The following is a 21730-nucleotide window of genomic DNA, read 5'->3' as shown; positions in this document are numbered from 1 at the left end:
GGCAAGTAGCCTGACGGGATGTCTCGTACGACGACCGGTCCCGGCAGGCCGCACCGCCCCCAGAGCCCCCAAAGCTCCCAGAGTCCCCGGGTGACCCTGCGGTCCTTCGGTCAGGACGACGCCGAGGAGTTCACGGCGCTCGCGCGGGACAGCAGGAGCCTGCACCGCCCCTGGCTCTTCCCGCCGGAGGAGCCCGCCGTGTACGCCGCCTACGCGAGGCGGCTCACCGAGGACCCGGCGAAGGCCGGCTTTCTGGTCTGCGAACGCCCGAGCGGTCGCATCGCGGGTTTCATCAATATCAACAACATCGTCCGGGGCGGTTTCCTCTGCGGGGCCCTGGGCTACGGCGCGTTCGCCCACGCGGCGGGCCGCGGCCTCATGAGCGAGGGACTCGACCTGGTTCTGCGCCACGCCTTCGGGACCCTGGGCCTGCACCGCCTGGAGGCCAACATCCAGCCCGCCAACCAGGGGTCCATCGCCCTCGTCCGCCGGGCGGGCTTCCGGCTGGAGGGCTACTCGCCCGACTTCCTCTTCATCGACGGCGCCTGGCGCGACCACGAACGCTGGGCGATCACGGCCGGGACGGCAGACTGATATTCACCGAACACTGGCCTACGGAGCCCCTGGTCAGAGCGGCCCCCGTCGTGTTCCGATGGTCGTCGGGGCATCGGCCACCGGAGCTGCCTGCGGCCCCCGTGAGGGAGTGAGGCTGTCTTGGCCACGACCGTGCGACGTTCTGTACTGACCTTGCCCGCCGCCCCGTTGGGGCCGCCGAACCCGCTGCCCGGACTGTGTCCCCTGGACGAGACGCACGTACTCGACGAGCGCTCACGTGACGGGCTGCCGCGCGATATGGGCCGGCAGATCGGCTTCGAACCGCTGCGCACCCCGCTGCCCGTGCGCATCCTCGACGGGTACGGGCGCGAACGCGCCGAGACCGACCTCGGCGCGTTGGTCATCGAGAACGACCGGCTGCGGGCGACCGTCCTGCCCGGACTCGGGGGGCGGGTGCACTCGCTTTTCCACAAGCCGACCGGCCGCGAACTCCTCTACCGCAACCCGGTGTTCCAGCCCGCCCAGTTCGCACTCAACGGCGCGTGGTTCTCCGGCGGCATCGAGTGGAACATCGGCGCCACCGGGCATACGACACTGTCCTGCGCGCCACTGCACGCCGCCGTCGTGCCTGCCCCCGACGGCGGTGAGATGCTCCGGCTGTGGGAGTGGGACGACCGCCCGCGGCGCCGGGCCCGACGCGGGGGTGAGCGTCAGGCGTCCGTGCGCAGGTCGACGTACTCGAAGACCGTGCCGTCGGGGTGGAGCGCGAGCAGGTTGCGGCCCGCCGGTGTCGCCACCGGGCCCACGATGATGCGGGCACCGGCCGCGCCGAGCGCCGCGCCCGCCTCGTCCAGATCCCGTACGGCGATGGTCGCCGACACCTTGCGCAGCACCTCCAGTTCGGACTCGGGGCCGCTCATCAACAGGAAGCAGCCCACCGCGGCCACCGAGATCCCGCCGCGCTCGTAGCGCTGCGCCCTGCTTCCCGTGAGGCGTTCGTAGAAGGCCACCGGGGCCTCCAGGTCGTCGACGCAGATGCGCAGCGTGGTTCCGAGGATCTCCATAGGCGCGAGGATAGTTGGTGGTCAGGGGCGGCGGGACGCGATTCGCACGGTCGGCCGGGCAATCGATTTGCCCGGCCGGGAACAGGGTGCGAAGGTCCGGGGATGAGTACGTACACCGTGACCGTCCGCCCGTACCGGGAAGCGGACTGGGACGCGGTCTCCAGGATCCATGACACGGCGCGCCGCGACGAGTTGCGCGGCCACCTCGGTGCGGACGCCTTTCCTCCGCTGGCCGAAACCTACGAGGACGAAGGGTTCTTCGACGGGACGGTGTGGGTCGCCGCCGCGGACGACGAGGGGGACGACGCAGGCGAGGTGCTCGGTTTCGCCGCGCTCGACGACGCCGAACTGACCTGGCTGTACGTCGATCCCGCCCGCTACCGCCAGGGCATCGGGCGGCTGTTGCTGCGGCGCGCGCTGGCCGACGGCGGTGGTTCGACCGTGCGGTGCACGGTCCTCGACGGCAACGACGCGGCCCGCGCGCTCTACGAGAGCGAGGGCTTCGTACACGTCGAGACGAGGACCGGGCGCCTCGCGGGCAAGGAGTCGTTCGCCGCCACGGGCCACATCATGAAGTGGCGCCGGCCGGTCAGCCTTTAGCGGGCTTCCGTGAGCGGTCAGGCGCGCAGGAGCACTTCGCCATGCGGGACCATGAACCACGCGTCGTCGCGGCGGCCCCACTCGCGCCACGCCTCGGCCAGCGTGGTCAGTGTCTCCTCGCGGGTGTGGCCCCCGTCGACGGCGAGACGGGCATACACCGATGCTGTCGTACGGTCCGCCCACAGGCCGCTCCACCAGGCGCGCTCGTCCACGGTGGCGAAGCACCAGGCCGCGGCCGTCGCCCGGATGTCGTCGAAGCCCGCGGCGCGGGCCCAGGACACCAGCCTGCGCCCCGCGTCCGGCTCGCCGCCGTTGGCGCGGGCCACCCGCCGGTACAGCTCCTGCCACTCGCTCAGCCCCGGCACCTCGGGGAACCAGGTCATCACGGCGTAGTCGCTGTCGCGCGCCGCGACGACTCCGCCGGGGCGGCACACCCGCCGCATCTCGCGCAGGGCCAGCACCGGGTCTCCGACGTGCTGGAGGACCTGGTGGGCGTGGACGACGTCGAAGGAGTCGTCAGAGAAGTCGAGCGCGTGCACGTCCGCGACGGCGAACTCCACGTTCTCCAGGCCCTGTTCGGCCACCGCCTCACGGGCCCGGTCGAGGACGTCGGCGGCGGCGTCCCGACGCCCGGGTGCGGCCATGTCGGCGCCAAAGCCTCCGCGGCCTTGACCGCCTCAAGGTTTGCTCCGGGCGTCCTTGGTTACTCGCAAGAACGGCGCGAACAACAGCCCGGTCGCGGGGGCCGGGCCGAGTCCCAAGTCCCGCGCCCCGCCCAGCACTTCGACCCGCAGGAAGGAGGAGCAGGAGTGAGTACCTACGTTTACGGAATCGCCCGCGGCTCCCACCCCAGCCTCCCGGAGCAGATGGGTGGCGTCGGCAACCCGCCGCAGCTCGTCCGCACCATAAGGACCGGTGAACTGACCGCCCTGGTCAGCGAGGCCCCGGAGGACCTGCGGCCCAAGCGGCGCGAGCTGCTCGCGCACCAGAGCGTCCTCGCGGAGGCGGGTGAGGGCGGCGCCGTGCTGCCCATGCGGTTCGGCAGTATCTCGGCCGACGACGAGGCCGTACGGACGGTCCTCGGCGAGCGCGAGAAGCACTACCTGGAGCGGTTGGACGCGCTCGACAACAAGGTCGAGTACAACGTCAAGGCCTCGCACGACGAGGAGGCCGTCCTCCATCAGATACTTGCGGAGGACTCCGAACTGCGGGCACTCAACGAGACCAACAGGGCGGCCGGCGGCGGCACGTACGAGCAGAAGCTGAGGCTCGGCGAACGCGTCGTGGCGGCCATGCAGCAGCGCGAGCGCCGGGACGGCGAGCTGGTGCGCCAGGCGCTGGAGGGCGCGGCGGGCGGCGTCAGCCCCGGTCCGGACAGCACCGGTTGGCTGGCGAACGTCTCGTTCCTGGTCGACCGCGACCACTGCGCCCCGTTCGTGGAGGCGGTGGAAGCCCTGTGCAAGGAGCAACCACACCTGGTGCTCCAGGTCAACGGCCCACTACCGCCCTACAGCTTTGTGGAGTGACGCGACGGACCTCCCGGGAGAGCCGCGGCTCCTGAGTGCGGCCTCTGTCCGCGGCGGGTGGTCACGTAGACATGGGTATGGGCATGGGTATGGGCAGAACGGCAGTGAATCAGGGCAAGGGGAGAGGGGCGGCGGCCTTCGGGCCGCCGCCCCTCTCCCCTCTTTCACAGCGCCAGCGGCCGGTACACGGTGAGAGCCTCGTCGGCCTTGTCGATGACGAACTCCTCGGGGGCGTCCACCACTTCACCGTCGTACGCGAGCAGCGTGCCCGGCGCCAGACCGGAGATCCACACCCGGCGCAGCCGCTGCGCCGCGTGCACGGGCGAGCGGCTCAGCGGTCCCGCGAGCGCCGCGGCCAGCAGCCGCAGGCCCGGCAGCCGCCCGCCGTGCACCACGCGCACGTCCAGCAGGCCGTCGGCCAGATCGAAACGCCGGCCGGGGGTCGGACCGACCCGCTGGTACGTGCCGTTCCCGGCGAACAGCATCCACACCGAGCGCCTGCGGCTCTTGTGCTGCCCCACCTGCGCCTCCAGCGGCCGTTCGTCGCGCAGCACCTTCACCGCCGCGAGCACACCCGCGGGCCAGCCGCCGATGCGCGGCGCCCAGTGCTCCCGGATCCGTACCAGCTCCGGGTACACGCCCAGGCTGAAGGTGTTGAGGAAGTACCCCGGCTGGTCGTCACCCCCCGGACCCGGCGTGAAGCGGCCCAGGTCGACCTTGACGGCGTCGCCGGAAGCCAGCGCCCGGCAGGTGTCGTGGACTTCCTCGATGCCCAGGTCGTACGCGAAGTGGTTCAGCGTGCCGCCGGGGAAGACCGCGAGGGGAACCCCGTGGCCGGCCGCGACCACCGCGGCCCTGTTGACCGTGCCGTCGCCACCGCAGATACCGAGCGCCCTGCCTTCCTTGGCGGCCTTCTCCATCGCGTCGCACAGCTCATCGGGCTCACACTCGACGACCTGGGCGAGCGGCAGCGCGTCCCGCACCAGCGTGGCCTTGGCAGCCGCCGAGCCCGCGCGCTTGTTGACCACCACGACCAGGTCCTGGCCACCGGGGAGCGCCGGAGCCTGGGTGTGCGGGCGGCCCGGGGCCGGCATCTGCGACCTGGTCGGTACGAGCCCGCGCACCGCGAACGCCGCCCCCACCCCCAGCGCCGCACCGACCAGCACATCGCTCGGATAGTGCGCGCCGGTATAGATGCGGGAGATCGCGACGGCTGCCGCGACCGGCGCCACCACCGCGCCCCAGCCCTTCGATTCGAGAGCCACGCCCGTCGCGAAGGCAGCGGCGGAGGCGGAGTGCCCGGAGGGGAAGGATGTGGTGATCGGCTGGCGCTTCAGCTGCCGTACCAGCGGCACGGTGTCCAGCACCGGCCGCACCCGGCGCACCGAGCGCTTGCCCACCGTGTTGACGGTGGCAGAGGCCAGCGCGAGGGAGGCGACCCCGCGCACCGCGGCCCGCCGCGCGCGGGTGCTGCCGCCCAGAGCCGCCAGCCCGGCGGCCGTCCCGAGCCACAGCACACCGTGGTTCGCGCCATGGCTCAGGCGGGGCAGGACATAGTCGGCGCCCGGCCAGTGGCGGGCCGCCACACTGTGGAAGATCGCCTGATCGCGGCCGCTCAGCCAGGTGGCGAGCCGGCCGGGCAGGCGGCTGGTGGGATGGTGTGCACGTGGTGAAGACATGGTGCGCGCGTACCCGGCCGGGCCGCTTCCGAATCAGGCGGCCCGGCCGGGTCGCCTGTTCCGTACGCCCCGTCGCATCGTTGTGCCCGGCAGGACTCGCGCCGGGGCGCGGTCGGGGGAACAGTGAAGCCCATGGATTCGAACCCCCTCCTTACGCGCCATGAGCAGGCGCTCGCGTTCTTCACCGACCGGGTGCACGCGGTACGCCGGGACCAATGGCAGGCGCCCACCCCCTGCACCGACTGGTCGGTACGTGACCTGGTGCGCCACCTCACCGAGGAGCAGCTCTGGGTGCCCGAGCTGGTGACCGGGCAGCGCACGGTCACCGAGATCGGTGACACCTTCGACGGTGACGTGCTGGGCGAGGACCCGGTGGCCGCCTGGGACCGGGCGGCGGCGGGTGCCCGCGCCGCGTTCGCGGAACCGGGCGCCCTGGAGCGGCGGGTGAGGCTGTCGTACGGGGAGAGCACGGCCGCCGCCTACTGTTCGCAGATGGTCGCCGACGCGGTGGTGCACGCCTGGGACCTGTCCCGGGCGATCGGCGCCGACGAGCGGCTGCCGGACGAACTGGTGAGCTTCACGGTGCGGGAATTCGGGCCGTACTCGGCGGACCTGGAGAAGACCGGGCTGTTCGGCGCCGCAGTGGAACCGCCCGCCGGGGCCGACGCCCAGACCAAGCTCCTCGCCCTGCTGGGGCGCAGTGTCTAGGCGGTGTCCGACCGGACACCCCCCAAGGGGCCGGGGGTGCGCGGGGATTCCCGGCACCATCTGACCGAGTACCAGATGAGAGCCGGCGGAAACGGCCTGTGCCGCCCGGCTTTGTTTGGCCCCCCGGTGGCCGGGCAGGCGACTCGTGTGCTTCGGACCGGAGGCACGTCCGTGGGAGCGGCAGATTGTGCTCCGGGCGTGTCACGAACAGTGCCCGGACACCTCGGGGCCTGAACTCGAAGGCCCGTCGTGCCTCCCTCCCCACGGTGACACCCATCGTCTGCACCGTTCAGGGAGTTGCAACGAAGATGCCTACACCTACGCAGGGGAAACACCCGCATGACGACGCCCCCGACACGGCGGACGCCTTCCGGCTGCTGACGACTCTCCCCGACGGGGCCGAGCGCAGCGCCGTGCGGCAGGAGATCATGAACGCCTGGCTCCCCATGGCCGACCGTCTCGCGGGCCGGTTCCGCAACCGCGGCGAGGCCCTTGAGGACCTGCGCCAGGTGGCGGCGCTCGGCCTCGTCAAAGCTGTCGACCGGTACGACCCGCAGCACGGCTCGGCCTTCGAGAGTTTCGCGGTGCCGACCATCACCGGGGAGATCAAGCGGCACTTCCGCGACCACATGTGGACGCTCCATGTGCCGCGCCGTGTCCAGGACCTCCGTAACCGGGTCCGCACCGCCCACCAGGAGTTGTCCCAGACCGCGTCCGCGTCCGGCAGCGCCCCCACCATCGCGGAGATCGCCGCGCAGGCCGGGATGACCGAGGAGGAGGCCGTCGCCGGCCTCGAAGCGCTCGACTCGTTCACCGCGCTGTCCCTCGACGCCGTACTTCCCGGCACCGAGGACGGGTACTCGCTCAGCGACGCACTCGGCGGCACCGACCCGGCGCTCGACGTCATCGTCGACCGCGAGTCAGTCAAGCCCGGCCTGAGCAGGCTCCCCGAGCGGGAGAAGCAGATCCTCTATATGCGGTTCTTCCGTGACATGACACAGAGCCGCATCGCCGAGGACCTGGGCCTCTCGCAGATGCATGTCTCCCGGCTGATCAGCCGCTGCTGTACCCAACTGCGCGATCAGGCCCTGAGGGAAGCCGCATAGTAATGGGCCGCATGGCGGGACATCAGTCCATGACCTGACCCTCCGCCATCGACAACGCACGCCGCGGGCCCGTACGGAAGAGAGTGAGGACTCCCTGTACGGGCCCGACCGTGCCGCCGATGCCCGGCGGGCCGGGGATCCCGGCAGGCCCGACCGGTCGGAGAGCTGCCCGGAGAGCCGCCGGGACGTGCTCCGGGCGGCCGTCCGGGGAAGCGCGACGCGACGAACCTCCGTATAAAGGGCATTGGAGCCGGTAAAGGGCACGGGAGCCGGGCAGATGTTCCCAGCGGATCAGTGGGCCGGTCGTCCCGGGCCGGAGCGGTGGAGGTGGCGGCGATGCAACGGACGGCCCCGGCAGGTCGCGGACCCGTCCGCTACGGGCCGCCCGCCCCCGAGCCCGGACTGCCGGTACTGCCCGAGCTGGCCGCGGTACTCGCCGCCGCGGCAGGGCGGACCGAGGCCGAGCCGCCCGGCGGGGGACCCGCCCTGCGCGCGGCGGCCGCCGGGTACTGGGAGCGGCGCGGGCTGCACGGCGACGCGGGGTGCGTGGCCGCCGCGCCCGGCGCCCAGCCGTTGCTGGCCGCGCTGCTGGCCGCGTGCGGCGGCGACGTCCTGATGCCGCGCCCCTGCCCGGCCTGGTGGGTGCCGCAGGCGCGGACCCTGGGGCGGCCCGCCTACCATGTGCCGACCCCGGCGGAGTGCGGCGGCGTACCCGACCCGTACGCACTCCTGGAGACCGTGCGGCGGGTCCGCGCCGAGGGTGGCGATCCGAAGCTGCTGCTGCTGTGTCTGCCCGACGACCCGACCGCCACCGTCGCCCCGCCCGAAGTCGTGCACGAGGTCTGCGAGGCCGCGGCGTCCGAGGGTCTGCACATCGTCAGCGACGAGACGTGGGGCGACACCGTGCACCGGCCGCACCAGTCGGTGTTCCTGAGCCCCGCCGAGATGTACCCCGGCCAGGTCACCGTCCTCGTCGACCTGGCCGGCGCCCACACCCCCGCGGCCTGGCCGGTCGCCGTCGCCCGTTTCCCCCTCACCGGGTACGGCGCGGACCTGCGCGCCAGAACCCTCGACATCCTCACCGCGCTCGGCGCCGCCGTGACGGGCCCGGTCGCCGAGGCTGCGGCGTACGCACTGGGCGAACCGCAGCCGGTCACCGCCAGGACCGTGGCCGCGACCGCGCTGCACGCGCGCGTGGCCGGCGCCGCGCACCGCGCCGTCCTGGCATCCGGCGCGCTCGCGCGCCCCCCGCAGGCGGGCCGTCACCTGTACGTCGACCTCGGCCCGTTGAGGGCGGGCCTCGCTGCGCGGGGCGTCACCGACTCGATGGACCTTGAGGACCACCTGAGCGCCCGCCTCGGTGGTCCGGTGCCCGGCGGCCACCGCTTCGGCGACGAAATGAGCGCGCTGCGCGTGCGGATCGCGACCGCCGGGCTGCTCGGGGCAACGCCGGAGCAGCGTATGGAGTCCCTCACAGCAGCTGAGCCGCTGGAATTGCCGCACGTGGCACGAGCGTTGAGCATTCTCGGATCGGCTTTCGACGAACTTCGATGATCCACTGAGCCGGCGCACGCCACCGAAACGGAGCAACCTCGATGACGGAACAGCAGACCGAGAGCTCCCGCACGGCCCCCGGCACTTTCGGTGTTCCCGGCGGTCCCGGCCCCCTGGCCACCCCCGACCGGGCGGCCCCGCCCCGCCCCCTCGGCGAGTTCCGCCGCTGGCCCCGCTCCTTCGCCGACCGTCTCACCGCCCCGCTCCCGGGCGTCAGGGCCTTCGCCCGGCTGGCCCGCGAGGGGACCATGCGGCCGGGACCCGAAGGCCTCCGCGATGTCGGCCTGCTGCCGTACGAGCCGGGCCCGTTGCCCGCCGCCGACGTGACGACGGCCGCCGTCACCTGGGCGGGCCACGCCAGCTGGGTGGTCCGTATCGGCGGGCTCACGGTCCTCACCGACCCCGTCTGGTCCCGTCGGATCCTCGGCACCCCGGCCCGCGTCACCCCCGTCGGTGTCCCCTGGGAGGACCTGCCGCACATTGACGCGGTGGTCATCAGCCACAACCACTACGACCACCTGGACGCACCCACCCTCAAAAGACTCCCGCGCGACACCCCGCTCTTCGTCCCGGCGGGCCTGGCCCGCTGGTGCCGGCGCCGGGGCTTCAGCAGAGTCACCGAGCTCGACTGGTGGGAAGCCGCGGAACTGGGCGGCGTCCGTTTCGACTTCGTCCCCGCCCACCACTGGAGCAAGCGCTCCCTCCTCGACACCTGCCGCTCCCTGTGGGGCGGCTGGGTGCTGAGCGACCAGCAGGGGCAGCGGATCTACTTCGCCGGCGACACCGGCTACGGGCACTGGTTCAAGGAGATCGGCGCCCGCCATCCGGGAATCGACCTGGCGCTGCTCCCGATCGGCGCGTACAACCCGCGCTGGTGGCTGAGCGACGTACACGCGGATCCGGAGGAGGCCGTGCGGGCCTGCGAGGACCTCGGGGCACTGCGCATGGCCCCCATGCACTGGGGGACCTTCCTGCTGTCCGCCGAGCCGGTACTCGAACCGCTGACCCGGGTGCGTACCGCCTGGGAGGAGACGGGCCGCCCCCGCGAACAACTGTGGGACCTGCCGGTCGGGGGATCGCGGATCCTCACGGCGGAGCACGACGCCCCTACGCCGATTGAGCCGGCCGCATCCTGCGCCACAGCGAAGGCACCCCGCTGATCAGCAGCGTCAGCGCCACCACCGCGACCACGCCTTCCCATGGCTCCGCGAAGAGCGTGCCGCCCAGGATGCCGATCAGCTGGTACGCCGCCGCCCACGCGAGGCAGGCCGGGATGTCGCCGCGGGCGAACCGCCGCATCGGCATCCTGCCGAGCAGGCACGCCAGCATCACCGGGATCCGCCCGGCCGGCATCAACCGGGACAGCACGAGGACCATCGACCGGTGCTCGTCCAGCTTGCGCTGCGCCTGTTCGAGGTGTTCCGGGGAAACCCGCCTGCGCAGCGCCTCCAGCCGGCGCGAACCGTTCTTGGAACGAACCCCGCGCACCCCCAGCCAGTACAGGCCGAGGTCCCCGAGGAAGGCGGCGGACGCCGCCACCAGGAAGACGATCAGCAGTGCGATCGGGTCGGTCTGGTGGAACGCCACCACCGCGGCCGTACTCACCAGCGCCCCCGTCGGCACCACGGGCACCAGCGACCCCAAGGTCACCAGCGCGAACAGCGCCGGATAGCCGATCGCCTGCTGGGTCGACTCCGTCGGCACCCCGTCCACCAGTTCGAGGATCACCGTGCGGCCTCCGGCCGGACACTCTCGCCGTGCGCGAGCCGGTGCACCGCGACCTCCGGCGCGAGCCGGGCCGCCTGCCGCACGAACTCTTCGCCAGGCGCGTGGAACTCGTGCGGCCGGACGCCGTCCATCCCGATCGGCCAGTACGTGCCGTAGTGCACCGGCACCGCGGAGTGCGGCGAGATCCGGGCGAGCGCCTGCGCCGCCCGCCCCGCGTCCAGGTGCCCCTGCCCGAGATAGGGGCCCCAGCCGCCGACCGGCAGCAGCGCCACATCGACGGGGCCCACCGCGTCGGCCATCGTGTCGAAGAGCCCGGTGTCCCCGGCGAAGTACGTACGCGCCTCACCGGTGATGACGAAGCCCAGCGCGGGGGCCCGGTGCGGCCCCATCGGCAGTCGCCGCCCGTCGTGCAGTGCGGGAACGGCCCGTACCCGCAGGTCCTTCACCCGTACTTCGTCCCCCGCGTCGACCTCGGTGATGTGCAGCGCGGAGAGCCTGCGCAGTCCGGGCACGGCCCGCGGGGCGCCGCGCGGCACGATCAGCCGGGTACCGGGCGCGAGCCGCGCCAGCGAAGGCAGATGCAGATGGTCGGAGTGCAGATGCGACACGAGCACGGCGTCCGCCTCGGCCGCGGCGGGCGGCGGCACCGCGCCGCGCCTGCGCCGAAGATGTGCGAGGCGCCGGGCGAAGAGCGGGTCGGTCAGCACCCTGACCCCGGAGTCCTCGACCGTGCAGGTGGCATGACCCCACCAGGTGATCTCCACCGGCACGAACTGCCTCCTCGCTGTCGGTTGTCCGGTAAGAGCCTAAGGCCCGGCGCCGGAAGTCCCTGGGCGCACCCGGCGGACCGCGCCCGCGGAGTCTGCTCATGAAGGCTTTGGGTAGCCATCGGGAAATGACAGGGGGACGACGCCTTGGCCACGTACTCGCTGTACTGGGCTTCGCTGTACTGGGCCGCGTATGCGGAGGACTGCCCGCGCTGCGGGGGAGTCCTCGCCATCACGCAGGACGGCTGGCGGATCTGCCACTCCTGCGGCTACTCCTCCCCGCCGTGATGCGCGCCTCCTCCCGGCGGCCCGATCGGAGTAGGGTCTGCGGCGACAGCTAGCACGGAGGGGCCCGGCATGGACGAGGTACGAGTGGCGGCCATCGCGAGCCTGACTCCGCTTGAAGAGCTTGACCTGGATCCCTTCCTGGTGGACACCCGCAGCCAGCAGGCGATGTGTGCGCGCTGGGCCGCCGACAAGGGCTACGTCGTCACACGGCAGTTGGTCTTCTACGGGATGCGCCCCGACCACTGCGGACTGTGGACGGACGTCGACGCGGGCACCGTGGACCTGTTCGTCGCACCCAACGAGCGTGTGCTGGCGAGGGCCTTGAGGTCGGTGCGGGAGTTCTCCGCGGAGTGCGAGCGCAGAGGCATCCGCCTGGAGACCGCGGGCCTCGACGAACCGGCGTACGACGCGGCCATGAAGGCCAGCGTCCACCGCAGGCTGTCGATGCCGACGGCCGGTTACGACGGCTGCTGAACCCGGGTACCCGACGCCGCGCCCCTGGCCGCGCCCGCGCACCGGCGCGGAAGGGCCGGGCCGCGCGGCCGGTTGTGCCAGGCTGGGAGCCGGGGCCGCAGGTGCGGTCCGGGGACCTCATGAGGTGGCAAAGGCGTGCGCGCAGGGCGATGGCGTAGAGCGGGCGGAACTCTCCTGCGGGTGATCGCGGTGTGGGCGGTCTCCACGCTGACGATGCTGGCGCTGGCCGGAATCCTGCCGGACTTCCAGCTCAAGGCCGACAACGACGACAGCATCACCAGGATCGCGCTCACCGCGGTCTGGGGCGCGGGCGCCTTCGGTCTGCTCGGCGCACTGGTCTGGCCGCTGGCCGTACGGGCGCTGCTGCTCGTCCCCGCGCTGGTCCTGGGCGTGCTGGTGTTCTTCCTGAACGGCTCACTGCTGCTGATCGCGCTTCGCCTCATCCCCGACGGGCGCGGCGAGTCTGCCCCGGAAACCGCGGTGGTCGTCGCCGCGGTCATGTCCGCCGTCGCATCAGCGACGTCCGGCGCGCTCACGGTCCGCGACGACGACGCCTACCGGCACCGGATCTCCCGGCTCGCGGAGCGCCGCCGGCGCAGGCAGGGCGGGGACGACGGGCGCACCGGGCTGCCCGGCACCCTTTTCCTGCAACTCGACGGCGTGGGCCACGACGTGCTGCTGCGGGCCGCCGCCGCGGGCCTGATGCCCACCGTCACGCACTGGCTGGACGGCCCCGAACCCACGCACCGGCTCATCCCCTGGCGCACCGACTGGTCCAGCCAGACCGGCGCCAGCCAGCTCGGCATCCTGCACGGCTCCAACCACGACGTCCCCGCCTTCCGCTGGTACGAGAAGGAGACCGGCGAGATCCTGGTCTCCAGCCGCCCGGCGAGCGCCGCCCGCATGCAGCGCCGTGCGATCGAGCGCACCAAGGACGGCGGACTGCTCACCTTCGACGGCGCGAGCCGCGGCAACCTCTTCAGCGGCGGCGCCGACCAACTTGCCCTCGTACTGTCCATCGCGGCCAGACGCGGCAAGTCCAACCGCTCCCGGGCCGGCTACTTCACCTACTTCTCCGACCCGGCCAACACCGTGCGTACCGCGATGTCCTTCGTCGCCGAGGTCTGCCGCGAGATCGGCCAGTCCACCCGCGCCCGTCTGCGCGGTGACACACCGCGGATCAAGCGGGGCGGCCTCTACCCCTTCATCCGGGCCTTCGCGACCGTCGTCGAGCGGGACGTGGTGGTCGCCGCGGTGCTCGGCGACATGCTCGTCGGACGCACCGCCGTCTACGCCGACCTTGTCGGGTACGACGAGGTGGCGCACCACTCCGGGCCGCACAGCCCGGACGCGCGGAAGGTCCTGGAGCGGCTCGACCGCTCGCTCGCGCTGATCGCCAAGCTCGCCGAACGCACCCCCCGCGCGTACCGGATCGTGCTGCTCTCCGACCACGGGCAGAGCCCCGGCGAGACCTTCGCGGGCGCCTACGGGCTGACCCTGGCCGACCTCGTCCGGGCCGGCTGCGGGCTGCCCGTGCCGCGCGGGGCCGCGCGCAGCAGGAGCGGCGCGGAGGCGCGTGACGCGGTCCGGATCGCACTGCATCGGCCGCCGGCCGAGGGCGGGGAGGACCAGACCGGGCCCACCACCGACCCGGTGGTGCTCGCCTCGGGCAATCTGGGTTTGATCTCCTTCCCCGACATCGGGGGCCGGGCGACCTCCGAGCAGATCGACCGGCTGCACCCCGCGCTGCTGAGCACCCTCGCCAACCACCCGGGCATCGGCTTCCTGCTCGTACGCAGCGAGGAGTTCGGCACTCTGGTACTTGGCGCGAACGGCGCGCGGCTGCGGCTCGACGACCCGGGTGTGGGGGACACCGGACCGCTGGCGGTCTTCGGCCCCGGCGCCGCCGACGCCGTACGGCGGACGGACGGTTTCCCGCACGTGGCCGACATCATGGTCAACTCCTGGCACGACCCGGTCAGCGGCCGGGTGCACGCCTTCGAGGAGCAGATCGGCTCGCACGGCGGTCTCGGGGGCGAGCAGGGGCGGCCCTTCCTGCTGTCACCGTTCACGCTCTCCCGGCCGGTCGCCGAGGGGCACGAACTGATCGGCGCGGAGCAGGTCCACCGGGTGCTGCGGCGCTGGCTGCGCGAATGCCAGGGCCCGCAGGTGCCGGTGCCGGCCACGGAGGGTCCCCGGCGCGAGGAGCGCGCCGTGCACGACATCCCCTAGGGAGTGTGCGGTGCCAGGTGCTTCGCCCGTGCGCGCACCTGGAAGGCCGTCACGATCTCGATCACGCCGAGGGCCAGCAGCCAGCAGCCGCCGACAACCGTCAGGACGGCCACCGACTCCAGCGGCGACACGATCAGCACGATTCCGGCCAGGGCGCTGACCACCCCGAGGCAGACCTGCCAGCCGCGGGCGGGCATCGACTCGTCGGACACCCCGGCCACACGACCTGGGTGATGCCCCGGAACAGCCAGCCGATACCGACCCACAGCGCCAGCAGGAGGATCGACTGCATGGCTCCGCGGAAGCAGAACAGGCCCAGCAGGATGGACAGGGCGCCGCTGATGAAGGCCATCACCCGCAGCGCGGTCGACACATGCGTACCGAAGGCCGCCGCCAGCTGGAGCACACCGCTGACCAGCAGATAGACGCCGAAGAGCACACCGACGGCGAGCAGCGAAGCGCCCGGCCAGACGAGGACCAGGACGCCAAGGACGAGGGTGGCGACCCCCGCGAGGAGTACGGCCTGCCAGGCGCTGTGCGCGAGGCGGACCATCGAGCCCAGAGGCGGCGGGACGGTGTCGTCGGGGCGGACGGTGTCGTTCGGCTGGTTGCTCATGGTCAACTCTGCGGTCGCCCCCGGCGCTCCCGCCACCGCAGGCAGCCGTCGGAGGGGCGTGGGGCGCGTGGGGGCGTTGCGTTTACCCTGCCAGGGTCCGTGACCACCCCAGGAGGATCCCCATGACGGCGCAGCCCACGGCCGAACGCCCCGAACGGGCCGCCCCCACGCCGAACGGCCTCACCGGCGTCGGCGTCGTCGTCACCGACGGGCAGGGCCGGATCCTGCTCGGCCTCGGGCATGACGGCCGCTGGGAGCTGCCGGGCGGCAAGGTCGACCCCGGCGAGAGCTTCGAGGAGGCCGCCGTGCGCGAGCTCGCCGAGGAGACCTCGCTGCGCGCCGACGCCGGTGCGGTACGCATCGTCGCCGTACTGCTCGACGGCGTCGGGGGCGTCACCCGGGTCTCCGCCGCGGCGGTGCTGCGGAGCGCGGCGGGCGCGCCGCGCGTCACTGAGCCGGACAAGATCGTGCGGTGGCAGTGGTTCGACGGTGGCGAGCTGCCGCAGCGGCTCTTCGCACCGTCCGCAGCCGTTCTGCGGTCCTGGCGGCCCGAGTTGGACCTGCCGCGCGACGCGTCGCACTGCTACCCCGCACACCGCTGAGCGGCCCCGCGCCGATCCGGCAACTGCCTTGACGCGGAAGGGAATTGGGCGTCCGCTTCCCCGGCCTGAGGAGGGGACGGGCCACATGGGCGCCGACTTCTACCCGACACTCGGCGCTTACGACTCCGGTGACTTCGCCGGGGCGGTCGCCCATCGCCATGCCGCCATGTCGTCGCCGCTACATTGTCCCGTCGTGAGGAATCCGCAGTGAGTGAGCACCAGCGAGTCACCGTCGTCACCGGAGGAAGCCGCGGCATCGGAGCCGCCATCTGCCGGCGGCTGGCCGCCGACGGCCACGACGTGGTCATCGGCTACCGCTCCGACACCTCCGCGGCCGAGGCGGTGGCCGCCGACGTCCGTGGCGCGGGACGCCGCTGTGTCACCGTAGCCGTGGACACGGCCGACGAGGCCTCCGTCGATGCTCTCTTCGACGCCGCCGCGGCTCTTGGTCCGGTCACCGGCTTGGTCAACAACGCCGGAGTGAGCGGCCCCAACGGGCGGCTGGCCGACGCCGACGCCGAGGGAATGCGCCGGGCGCTGGAGGTCAACGTCCTGGGATACCTGCTGTGCGCGCGCCGGGCCGTGCGGGACCTGACTCGCACGGGCGGCGGGGCGATCGTCAACGTCTCGTCGGCCGCGGCCACCCTCGGCAGCCCCGGCCAGTACGTCCACTACGCCGCAGCCAAGGCCGCGGTGGACACCATGACGGTCGGGCTGTCCAAGGAGGTGGCCGCCGACGGCATCCGGGTCAACTGCGTTGCCCCTGGCGTCATCTGGACCGAGTTCCATGAGGATCCGGAGCGCCCCGCGAAGCTTGCGACCACCATCCCCATGGGGCGCTCGGGGCAGCCCGAGGAGATCGCCGGGGCGGTGTCCTGGCTGCTGTCCGCCGACGCCTCCTACGCGACGGGCACCATCATGCGCGTCGCGGGCGGCATGTAGGACGCCGCGCGTGTGGGGACGTACACAGTACGTCCCCACACTCACGCCTAGCCCCGCCCGGCCAGTGACGCGGCCGGGCTCTTGGGCGTCGCCGCGAGGCTTCCCCTGCGCGACAGAAGGTGGATCGCGCCCGCGCAGGCCAGCCCCAGGACGGTCAGCGAGAGCCAGGGGAGGGCCGGTACGCCGATGCGGTGGGACGCGTCCAGGGCCGCGCCGGTCAGGAGATTGCCCGCGGTGATACCGACCCCGCAGATGGTGTTGTACAGCCCGTAGTGGGTGGCGACGAGCCGCTCCTGGGCGAGGGTGACGATGGTGTCCATCTCGAAGGGGTAGATGATCATCGTGGCCACGGCCAGCAGTAGCCCGCAGAGCACCGCGGGCGCCATGGCGCCGATCAGGCGGCCGGTCCCCGCGGCCGGTACGGGCAGCAGGAGCGGCAGGAAGGCCGCGCCCATCAGCGCCAGGCCGACACTGATGGCCCGGTCGGACGTCCAGTGCCTTCTGCACCAGGCGGTGACGCGGGTCTGTCCGAGGATGGTGGCCAGCCCGGAGACGGCGAACAGGGTGCTCGTACCGATCGTCGCGGCCGTCTCGTCGGGGGCCGCGTCGCGCAGCGCCATCGGCAGCGCGAGATAGACCTGGAAGGACAGCACGTACGAGCCGGTCATCGAGGCGGCGAAGAGCAGGAACGGCCGGTTGGCCAGCACCTGACGCCACTGCCGGCCGATGCTCTCGCGCTTGGCGCCCGCGTCGCCGGAGTCCCCGCGGGCCTGCGGCAGGGCGCGCACCTGCACCACGGTCAGGACGGCGAAGACCGCCGCCGACACCAGGCAGGTCAGCTTGAAGTCGACGCGGGTCAGGGCGAGCCCGATGAGGGGCCCCGCCAGAATGCCCGCCTGGTAGAAGATGTTGAACAGGGCGAAGGCCTCGACGCGCCGCTCACCCGCGTCACGGGCCAGGTAGGCGCGTACCGCCGGGTTGAACAGGGCTCCCGCGAAGCCGGTGGCCGCCGAGGCGGCCAGCAGACCCGGGACCGAGTCGACCAGACCGAGGGCGGCGAAGGCGACGGTGCGCAGGACGCAGCCGGCCACGATCAGCGGCTTGTAGCCGAAGCGGTCGGCGAGGGTGCCGCCGAGGAGGAACATGCCCTGCTGGCTGAAGTTGCGCATGCCCAGGATCAGCCCGACCAGCCAGCCGGTCAGGGCGAGCCGCCCGGACAGGTGCTGGGCGAGGAAGGGCATCAGCATGTAGAAGCCCAGGTTGATGGTGAACTGATTGAGCAGCAGCAGCTGGACACTGCGGTCGTAGGACCGCACCTGGGCTAGGACACCGGCGGTCATCGGCCGACCTCCGGTACGGGTGCGGTGGCCCCCGGTGCGGATGCGCCAGCCTCCGGTACGGATAGGGCGATCTCCCGTACGGATGCGCTGATCTCCGGTACGGATGCGGCGATCGCCCGTACGGGCGGGCGGACTTCACGGTCGGGCGCGGCGATCTCCTGGGCGGGCGCGAGGACACGGCGGCACCGCGTCCAGCGGACGGCCTCGCGCTCCGACGGGTGGCCGATCTCGTCCGGTGCGTCGGCGGGCCGCCCGCCGAGCAGGTCGTGTTCGCGGCAGTAGTCGTCGTTGTAGACGGTCGACAAATAGCGGTGCGGGCCGTCCGGGAAGACCGCCGCGATGCTGGTGCCCAAGGGGTACGTACGAGCGACCCAGCTGGCGACGAGCGCCACCGCCCCCACGCTCCAGCCACCCGAGACGTAGTGGGATCCCGCGAGCCTGCGGCAGGTCCACACGGCCTCGGCGGGTGCGACCCAGTGCACCTCGGCGAACTGCTCGTAGGCGACGTTGCGCGGATGGATGCTGCTGCCCAGGCCGCGCATCAGGCGCGACCTGGCGGGCTGGCCGAAGATCGTGGAGCCGGTGGCGTCCACGCCGATGACCCGCAGGTGCGGGGCGAGCGTGCGCAGTACCCGGCTGATGCCCGCGGAGTGCCCGCCGGTGCCGACGCTGACGACCAGGACGTCGATCGCGCCGAGCCGGGCGGACAGTTCATGGGCCAGCGGGGCGTACGCGTCGACATTGTCCGGATTGGCGTACTGGTCCGGGCACCACGCCCCGGGCCGCTCGGCCAGCAGCGCGTGCACCCGCAGCCGCCTGGCCTCCTGCCAACCGCCCACCGGATGCGGGGTGGTGACCACGTCGACCTCGGCGCCCTGGGCGCACAGCAGTCGGTGCATGTCCGGTTCCAGACCCGGGTCGGTGACCACGGTGACGGGGTGGCCGTGGACCTTCCCGGCGAGCGCGAGTCCGAGGCCGAAGGTGCCGCTGGTGGACTCCACGATCTCGGCGCCCGGCTTCAGCTCACCGCGTGCGCGCGCCTCGGCGACCATGTGGAGGGCCGGACGGTCCTTGAGACCACCGGGGTTGAAGCCTTCGAGTTTGGCCCAGAATCCGCGTCCGGGAGGTGTGAGAGGGTCCGAGACCCAGACGACAGGAGTGTTGCCGACCGCGGCGGCGAGTGAGCGGCCGACACCGCGGGAGAGCAGGTCGGCGGAATGCTGGTGCATCGTGACTGCTTTCTGGTCAGGGAGAAGAACGCCGTACGACAGCGGCTCACCCCTGCCCGCAGCGGACAGGGGTGAGGGACCGACTGCCCGGTCCGGGGGCGGTCTTCTAGATGCGCCAGAGGCAGAGGAGCGATTGTGCGGTGGAGGACCCCGACGGCGGTGGGTCGGGGATCCGGCGCGAAGCGGCGCGGCGGACGGCGCTCCGCGTGTCGGCCGGGTGCTCCGGGGCCGCTTCCGTGGCCGGGAGACGGTCGGGGCCCGCCCAGGGGCCGGAGCCCCGCTCGCGCGAACAGTGGTCGCCGGGCTGGTGCGGCGCGGGCGCGGCGGGCGCGTGAACCGGCTCCGCCGTGTGCTGAACCGCCGTGGTGGTGTGGGACAGCCGGTGCACATGCGTGGGTGAGCCGGCCGCCGTACAGAAGTACGCGGCAAGCAGCGCCACCATCAGCGCCATCAACACTCTGCGACCACGATCACACACACGGTGAACCGTAGTCGACCTGGTGGGACGCGAGTGACCGGTGGCTTGAAGTGAGGCTGAAAGCGGCCTGCTGCAGTCCCGGTTCGCCCTGCTTCAGTCCCGGCCTCGCCCCGCTCCATTACTCGGGAGGTAATCGACGCTCCCCGTGCGGAACGGCATCGTGGTCACCACCGGGCCCCGGGCGGCGTACTCCGTCCGGGGTTCGGGCCCATTGCGCGTACGACCTCGATGGAGGCTGATTCGTCATGTCCGCAACCCTGCTCACCGCCCTGTCGAGGACCACCGAGCCGCAGACGACGCTGCGTCGCTTCCTCGCCATCGACGCCGTGGTCACCACCGGCAACGGGCTGGTGTACGTCGCCGCCTCCGGCCCCGTCGGCAAGTTCCTCGGGGTCGGGTCCACCCTGCTGCTCGGGCTCGGCGTCCTCCTGGTGCTGTTCGGCGGGTACGTCGGCTACCTCGCCTCGCGCCCGCAGCCGCCGGCCTTCGCCGTGAAGACCGTCGTCGAGGTCAATGTGGCGTGGGTCGTCGCCAGCCTCGTATCGCTCGTCCTCTGGCTCTCGCCGACAGCGGTGGGCACGGTCTGGATCCCGGTGCAGGCCGCGCTCGTGGCGGGCTTCGCCGCGATCCAGTACCTGGCGCTGCGCGCCAGGGCATGAGCGCTACGCAGCCGTCGACTGGAGGTATTTGACGGTCGCCGGGTCGGCCGGGAGGAGCGTCTCGATGGCCAGCTCGGCGACCGTCACGTCCAGCGGCGTGTTGAAGGTCGAGACGGACGAGATGAACGACAGCACCTGCCCGTCGTGCTCGACCTGGAGCGGCAGTGCGAAGTAGGGGTACGGCGGGTCGGTCGGGTCGGGCTCGCGGTACCGGGCGCCGTCGGCGCGCTCCGGCAGGGGATAGGCGGCCACCTCGTCGTACACCGCGCGCAGCGCGTCCGACCTGACCAGGGCGATCTGGCGCTCCATCTGGGTCAGCAGGTGCCCGCGCCACTCCGGCAGATTGCGGATGCTCGGCGCCAGGCCCTCCGGGTGCAGGGTCAGCCGCATCGCGTTCAGCGGCGGGACGAGGAGCCGCTCGGGGACACCGGCCAGGAGCATCATGATGCCGCGATTCGCCGCCACCACGGTGTACGAGGCGTCGACGACGAGCGCGGGGTACGGCTCGTAGCCCCGCAGGAGCTGCTCGATGCCCTGGCGCACGGCGCCCATCGCCGGGTCATCGAGCGGGGTCGCGGCGAACCGAGGGGCGTAACCGGCCGCCAGGAGAAGGGCGTTGCGTTCACGCACGGGAACATCGAGGTGCTCGGCGAGCCGCAGCAGCAGCTCCTCACCGGGACGGGACCTGCCCGTCTCGATGAAGCTGATGTGCCGGGCCGACGAGTCGGCGCGCAGAGCCAACTCCAGCTGGGTGATCCGCCGATGCCCGCGCCAGCCCCGCAGCAGTGGCCCCACACCCTGGTCGGCCGAGGTAGTCGTCATACGGGAACGGTACGCGGACGCCGCCGTCGGCGCGCATCCGTGGCAGCGCGTCGGCGTCCTACCGGGCCGGAAAGTGGGAGGCTGTCCGGCACCACAACACCGGCGCACCGCAACACCATCACGGAGGGAGTCCGCCATGACCGATGAGCCGCTGTCGCAGAAGGAGATCGAGGATCGGCTCCGCGAACTGCCCGGCTGGTCGCTGGGCGACGACACGATCGCCCGTACCTACCGGCTCGGCACGCACTTCGCGGCGACCGCACTGGTCGTCCATGTCGCCCAAATCCAGGAGGAGTTGAACCACCACTCCGAACTGACCCTCGGCTACAACACCGTCGCCCTGACCGTGAACACGCACAGTGCGGGAGGCGCGGTCACCGCGCTGGACCTCGAATTGGCCCGCCGCGTGGAGGAGATCGCACCCGGACACGGGGCGAGCTGACCGGCCGGGCGCCCGCCCCTCCGCGCGCGGGGACGGCGGGCGCCCGGACTCGGTGCGGTACGTACAGCCGACTGCGGGAGAGCGGGTCGAGCTCCGCTTTCCTGTCACCCTGCGCCTGCGCGTCGTACAGCAGCTGTTCGGTCTCTGCGGGCGGCGCCCGGCCGGTCGCTGTCCCCGTTCTCAGGGTCGATCCTACGAAGCGACCCCCTCCCCGCACTCGCTAGTGCGTTGGCCACGAACGTTCGCCGGGTCTGGCGACACGCTGATCGATGTTTAGGGTGCTGGGGTCGGTCGGCTTCACTCTGGATGCAACGTAGTT

22 protein-coding genes and 3 pseudogenes are annotated in these 21730 nt (G+C 72.3%); 15 read left to right on the top strand and 10 right to left on the bottom strand.

The window, feature by feature from the left end:
* Positions 1 to 18: 18 nt before the first annotated feature.
* Positions 19 to 594, top strand: a complete 576-nt coding sequence (locus ABCR94_RS29755; RefSeq protein WP_347123485.1) for a GNAT family N-acetyltransferase — start codon at positions 19 to 21, stop codon at positions 592 to 594.
* 120 nt (positions 595 to 714) lie between these two features.
* Positions 715 to 1227: pseudogene (locus tag ABCR94_RS29750) on the top strand (DUF5107 domain-containing protein); the annotation flags it as partial.
* A gap of 38 nt (positions 1228 to 1265) precedes the next feature.
* On the opposite strand, the gene ABCR94_RS29745 reads toward ABCR94_RS29750, so the two are convergent.
* Complete coding sequence (locus ABCR94_RS29745; RefSeq protein WP_347123484.1) at positions 1266 to 1619, bottom strand: VOC family protein; 354 nt, start codon at positions 1617 to 1619, stop codon at positions 1266 to 1268.
* Between the two features lie 102 nt (positions 1620 to 1721).
* On the opposite strand from ABCR94_RS29745, the gene ABCR94_RS29740 reads away from it, so the two are divergent.
* A complete protein-coding gene (locus ABCR94_RS29740) occupies positions 1722 to 2219 on the top strand; it encodes a GNAT family N-acetyltransferase (protein ID WP_347123483.1) in 498 nt (165 codons plus the stop codon).
* A 17-nt stretch (positions 2220 to 2236) separates the two neighbouring features.
* On the opposite strand, the pseudogene ABCR94_RS29735 reads toward ABCR94_RS29740, so the two are convergent.
* Positions 2237 to 2893: pseudogene (locus ABCR94_RS29735) on the bottom strand (class I SAM-dependent methyltransferase); the annotation flags it as partial.
* A gap of 135 nt (positions 2894 to 3028) precedes the next feature.
* Here ABCR94_RS29735 and ABCR94_RS29730 point away from each other — a divergent pair.
* Positions 3029 to 3745, top strand: coding sequence for a GvpL/GvpF family gas vesicle protein (locus ABCR94_RS29730; protein WP_347123479.1), 717 nt, complete (start codon positions 3029 to 3031; stop codon positions 3743 to 3745).
* Between the two features lie 164 nt (positions 3746 to 3909).
* On the opposite strand, the gene ABCR94_RS29725 is transcribed toward ABCR94_RS29730, so the two are convergent.
* Complete coding sequence (locus tag ABCR94_RS29725; protein ID WP_347123478.1) at positions 3910 to 5424, bottom strand: bifunctional phosphatase PAP2/diacylglycerol kinase family protein; 1515 nt, start codon at positions 5422 to 5424, stop codon at positions 3910 to 3912.
* A 132-nt stretch (positions 5425 to 5556) separates the two neighbouring features.
* On the opposite strand from ABCR94_RS29725, the gene ABCR94_RS29720 reads away from it, so the two are divergent.
* The 4 genes from ABCR94_RS29720 (at position 5557) to ABCR94_RS29705 (ending at position 9952) form a co-directional block, all read left to right on the top strand.
* A complete protein-coding gene (locus ABCR94_RS29720; protein ID WP_347123476.1) occupies positions 5557 to 6132 on the top strand; it encodes a TIGR03086 family metal-binding protein in 576 nt (191 codons plus the stop codon).
* Positions 6133 to 6440: 308 nt separating this feature from the next.
* The gene (locus ABCR94_RS29715) at positions 6441 to 7238 is read left to right on the top strand and encodes an RNA polymerase sigma factor SigF (protein ID WP_347123474.1); all 798 of its coding nucleotides are present in this window, start codon (positions 6441 to 6443) and stop codon (positions 7236 to 7238) included.
* Between the two features lie 336 nt (positions 7239 to 7574).
* Positions 7575 to 8792, top strand: coding sequence for an aminotransferase class I/II-fold pyridoxal phosphate-dependent enzyme (locus tag ABCR94_RS29710; RefSeq protein ID WP_347123472.1), 1218 nt, complete (start codon positions 7575 to 7577; stop codon positions 8790 to 8792).
* Between the two features lie 41 nt (positions 8793 to 8833).
* Positions 8834 to 9952 carry an MBL fold metallo-hydrolase gene (locus tag ABCR94_RS29705; protein ID WP_347123471.1) on the top strand — a complete coding sequence of 373 codons (1119 nt, stop codon included), beginning with the start codon at positions 8834 to 8836 and terminating at the stop codon, positions 9950 to 9952.
* On the opposite strand, the gene ABCR94_RS29700 is transcribed toward ABCR94_RS29705, so the two are convergent.
* Both ABCR94_RS29700 and ABCR94_RS29695 read right to left on the bottom strand, forming a co-directional pair.
* A complete protein-coding gene (locus ABCR94_RS29700) occupies positions 9900 to 10520 on the bottom strand; it encodes a DedA family protein (protein WP_347123469.1) in 621 nt (206 codons plus the stop codon). The two genes, ABCR94_RS29705 and ABCR94_RS29700, sit on opposite strands and share 53 nt — an antisense overlap.
* Entirely contained in the window at positions 10517 to 11290 is a 774-nt protein-coding gene (locus tag ABCR94_RS29695) for an MBL fold metallo-hydrolase (RefSeq protein ID WP_347123467.1), read from the bottom strand. The genes ABCR94_RS29700 and ABCR94_RS29695 overlap by 4 nt, the downstream gene beginning before the upstream one ends.
* A gap of 144 nt (positions 11291 to 11434) precedes the next feature.
* Between ABCR94_RS29695 and ABCR94_RS29690 the strand changes: the two genes are divergently transcribed.
* The 3 genes from ABCR94_RS29690 to ABCR94_RS29680 all read left to right on the top strand — a co-directional run bounded on the left by ABCR94_RS29690 (position 11435) and on the right by ABCR94_RS29680 (position 14281).
* Positions 11435 to 11575 carry a hypothetical protein gene (locus ABCR94_RS29690; protein WP_347123465.1) on the top strand — a complete coding sequence of 47 codons (141 nt, stop codon included), beginning with the start codon at positions 11435 to 11437 and terminating at the stop codon, positions 11573 to 11575.
* 69 nt (positions 11576 to 11644) lie between these two features.
* Positions 11645 to 12049 (top strand): hypothetical protein, encoded by a 405-nt coding sequence (locus ABCR94_RS29685; RefSeq protein ID WP_347123463.1) that lies wholly within the window; start codon positions 11645 to 11647, stop codon positions 12047 to 12049.
* 135 nt (positions 12050 to 12184) lie between these two features.
* Positions 12185 to 14281 (top strand): phage holin family protein, encoded by a 2097-nt coding sequence (locus tag ABCR94_RS29680; RefSeq protein ID WP_347123461.1) that lies wholly within the window; start codon positions 12185 to 12187, stop codon positions 14279 to 14281.
* Here the strand turns inward: ABCR94_RS29680 and ABCR94_RS29675 are convergent.
* Positions 14278 to 14897: pseudogene (locus ABCR94_RS29675) on the bottom strand (HdeD family acid-resistance protein). The gene ABCR94_RS29680 and the pseudogene ABCR94_RS29675 overlap by 4 nt on opposite strands.
* A 122-nt stretch (positions 14898 to 15019) precedes the next feature.
* Here ABCR94_RS29675 and ABCR94_RS29670 point away from each other — a divergent pair.
* Together ABCR94_RS29670 and ABCR94_RS29665 are read left to right on the top strand one after the other, a co-directional pair.
* Positions 15020 to 15499: a nucleotide triphosphate diphosphatase NUDT15 gene (locus ABCR94_RS29670; RefSeq protein ID WP_347123459.1), complete on the top strand. Its 480-nt coding sequence runs from the start codon at positions 15020 to 15022 to the stop codon at positions 15497 to 15499.
* Between the two features lie 207 nt (positions 15500 to 15706).
* Entirely contained in the window at positions 15707 to 16441 is a 735-nt protein-coding gene (locus ABCR94_RS29665) for an SDR family NAD(P)-dependent oxidoreductase (protein ID WP_347123457.1), read from the top strand.
* 47 nt (positions 16442 to 16488) lie between these two features.
* Here the strand turns inward: ABCR94_RS29665 and ABCR94_RS29660 are convergent, their stop codons facing one another.
* The 3 genes from ABCR94_RS29660 to ABCR94_RS29650 form a co-directional block, all read right to left on the bottom strand.
* A complete protein-coding gene (locus tag ABCR94_RS29660) occupies positions 16489 to 17781 on the bottom strand; it encodes an MDR family MFS transporter (RefSeq protein ID WP_347123455.1) in 1293 nt (430 codons plus the stop codon).
* The gene (locus ABCR94_RS29655; protein WP_347123454.1) at positions 17778 to 19010 is read right to left on the bottom strand and encodes a PLP-dependent cysteine synthase family protein; all 1233 of its coding nucleotides are present in this window, start codon (positions 19008 to 19010) and stop codon (positions 17778 to 17780) included. The genes ABCR94_RS29660 and ABCR94_RS29655 overlap by 4 nt, the downstream gene beginning before the upstream one ends.
* 106 nt (positions 19011 to 19116) lie before the next feature.
* Positions 19117 to 19488 (bottom strand): hypothetical protein, encoded by a 372-nt coding sequence (locus ABCR94_RS29650; protein WP_347123452.1) that lies wholly within the window; start codon positions 19486 to 19488, stop codon positions 19117 to 19119.
* A gap of 245 nt (positions 19489 to 19733) precedes the next feature.
* On the opposite strand from ABCR94_RS29650, the gene ABCR94_RS29645 reads away from it, so the two are divergent.
* The gene (locus tag ABCR94_RS29645; protein ID WP_347123451.1) at positions 19734 to 20147 is read left to right on the top strand and encodes a hypothetical protein; all 414 of its coding nucleotides are present in this window, start codon (positions 19734 to 19736) and stop codon (positions 20145 to 20147) included.
* A 3-nt stretch (positions 20148 to 20150) separates the two neighbouring features.
* On the opposite strand, the gene ABCR94_RS29640 is transcribed toward ABCR94_RS29645, so the two are convergent.
* On the bottom strand, positions 20151 to 20969 hold the full coding sequence (locus tag ABCR94_RS29640) for a helix-turn-helix domain-containing protein (RefSeq protein WP_347123450.1): 819 nt from the start codon (positions 20967 to 20969) through the stop codon (positions 20151 to 20153).
* 136 nt (positions 20970 to 21105) lie between these two features.
* Between ABCR94_RS29640 and ABCR94_RS29635 the strand changes: the two genes are divergently transcribed.
* Positions 21106 to 21411 carry a 4a-hydroxytetrahydrobiopterin dehydratase gene (locus ABCR94_RS29635; protein WP_347123448.1) on the top strand — a complete coding sequence of 102 codons (306 nt, stop codon included), beginning with the start codon at positions 21106 to 21108 and terminating at the stop codon, positions 21409 to 21411.
* Positions 21412 to 21730: the final 319 nt, after the last annotated feature.

The sequence above is a fragment of the Streptomyces changchenzhani genome (assembly GCF_039766235.1).
Taxonomy (GTDB): Bacteria; Actinomycetota; Actinomycetes; order Streptomycetales; family Streptomycetaceae; genus Streptomyces.
This window is presented reverse-complemented; position numbering and strand designations above follow the sequence as displayed.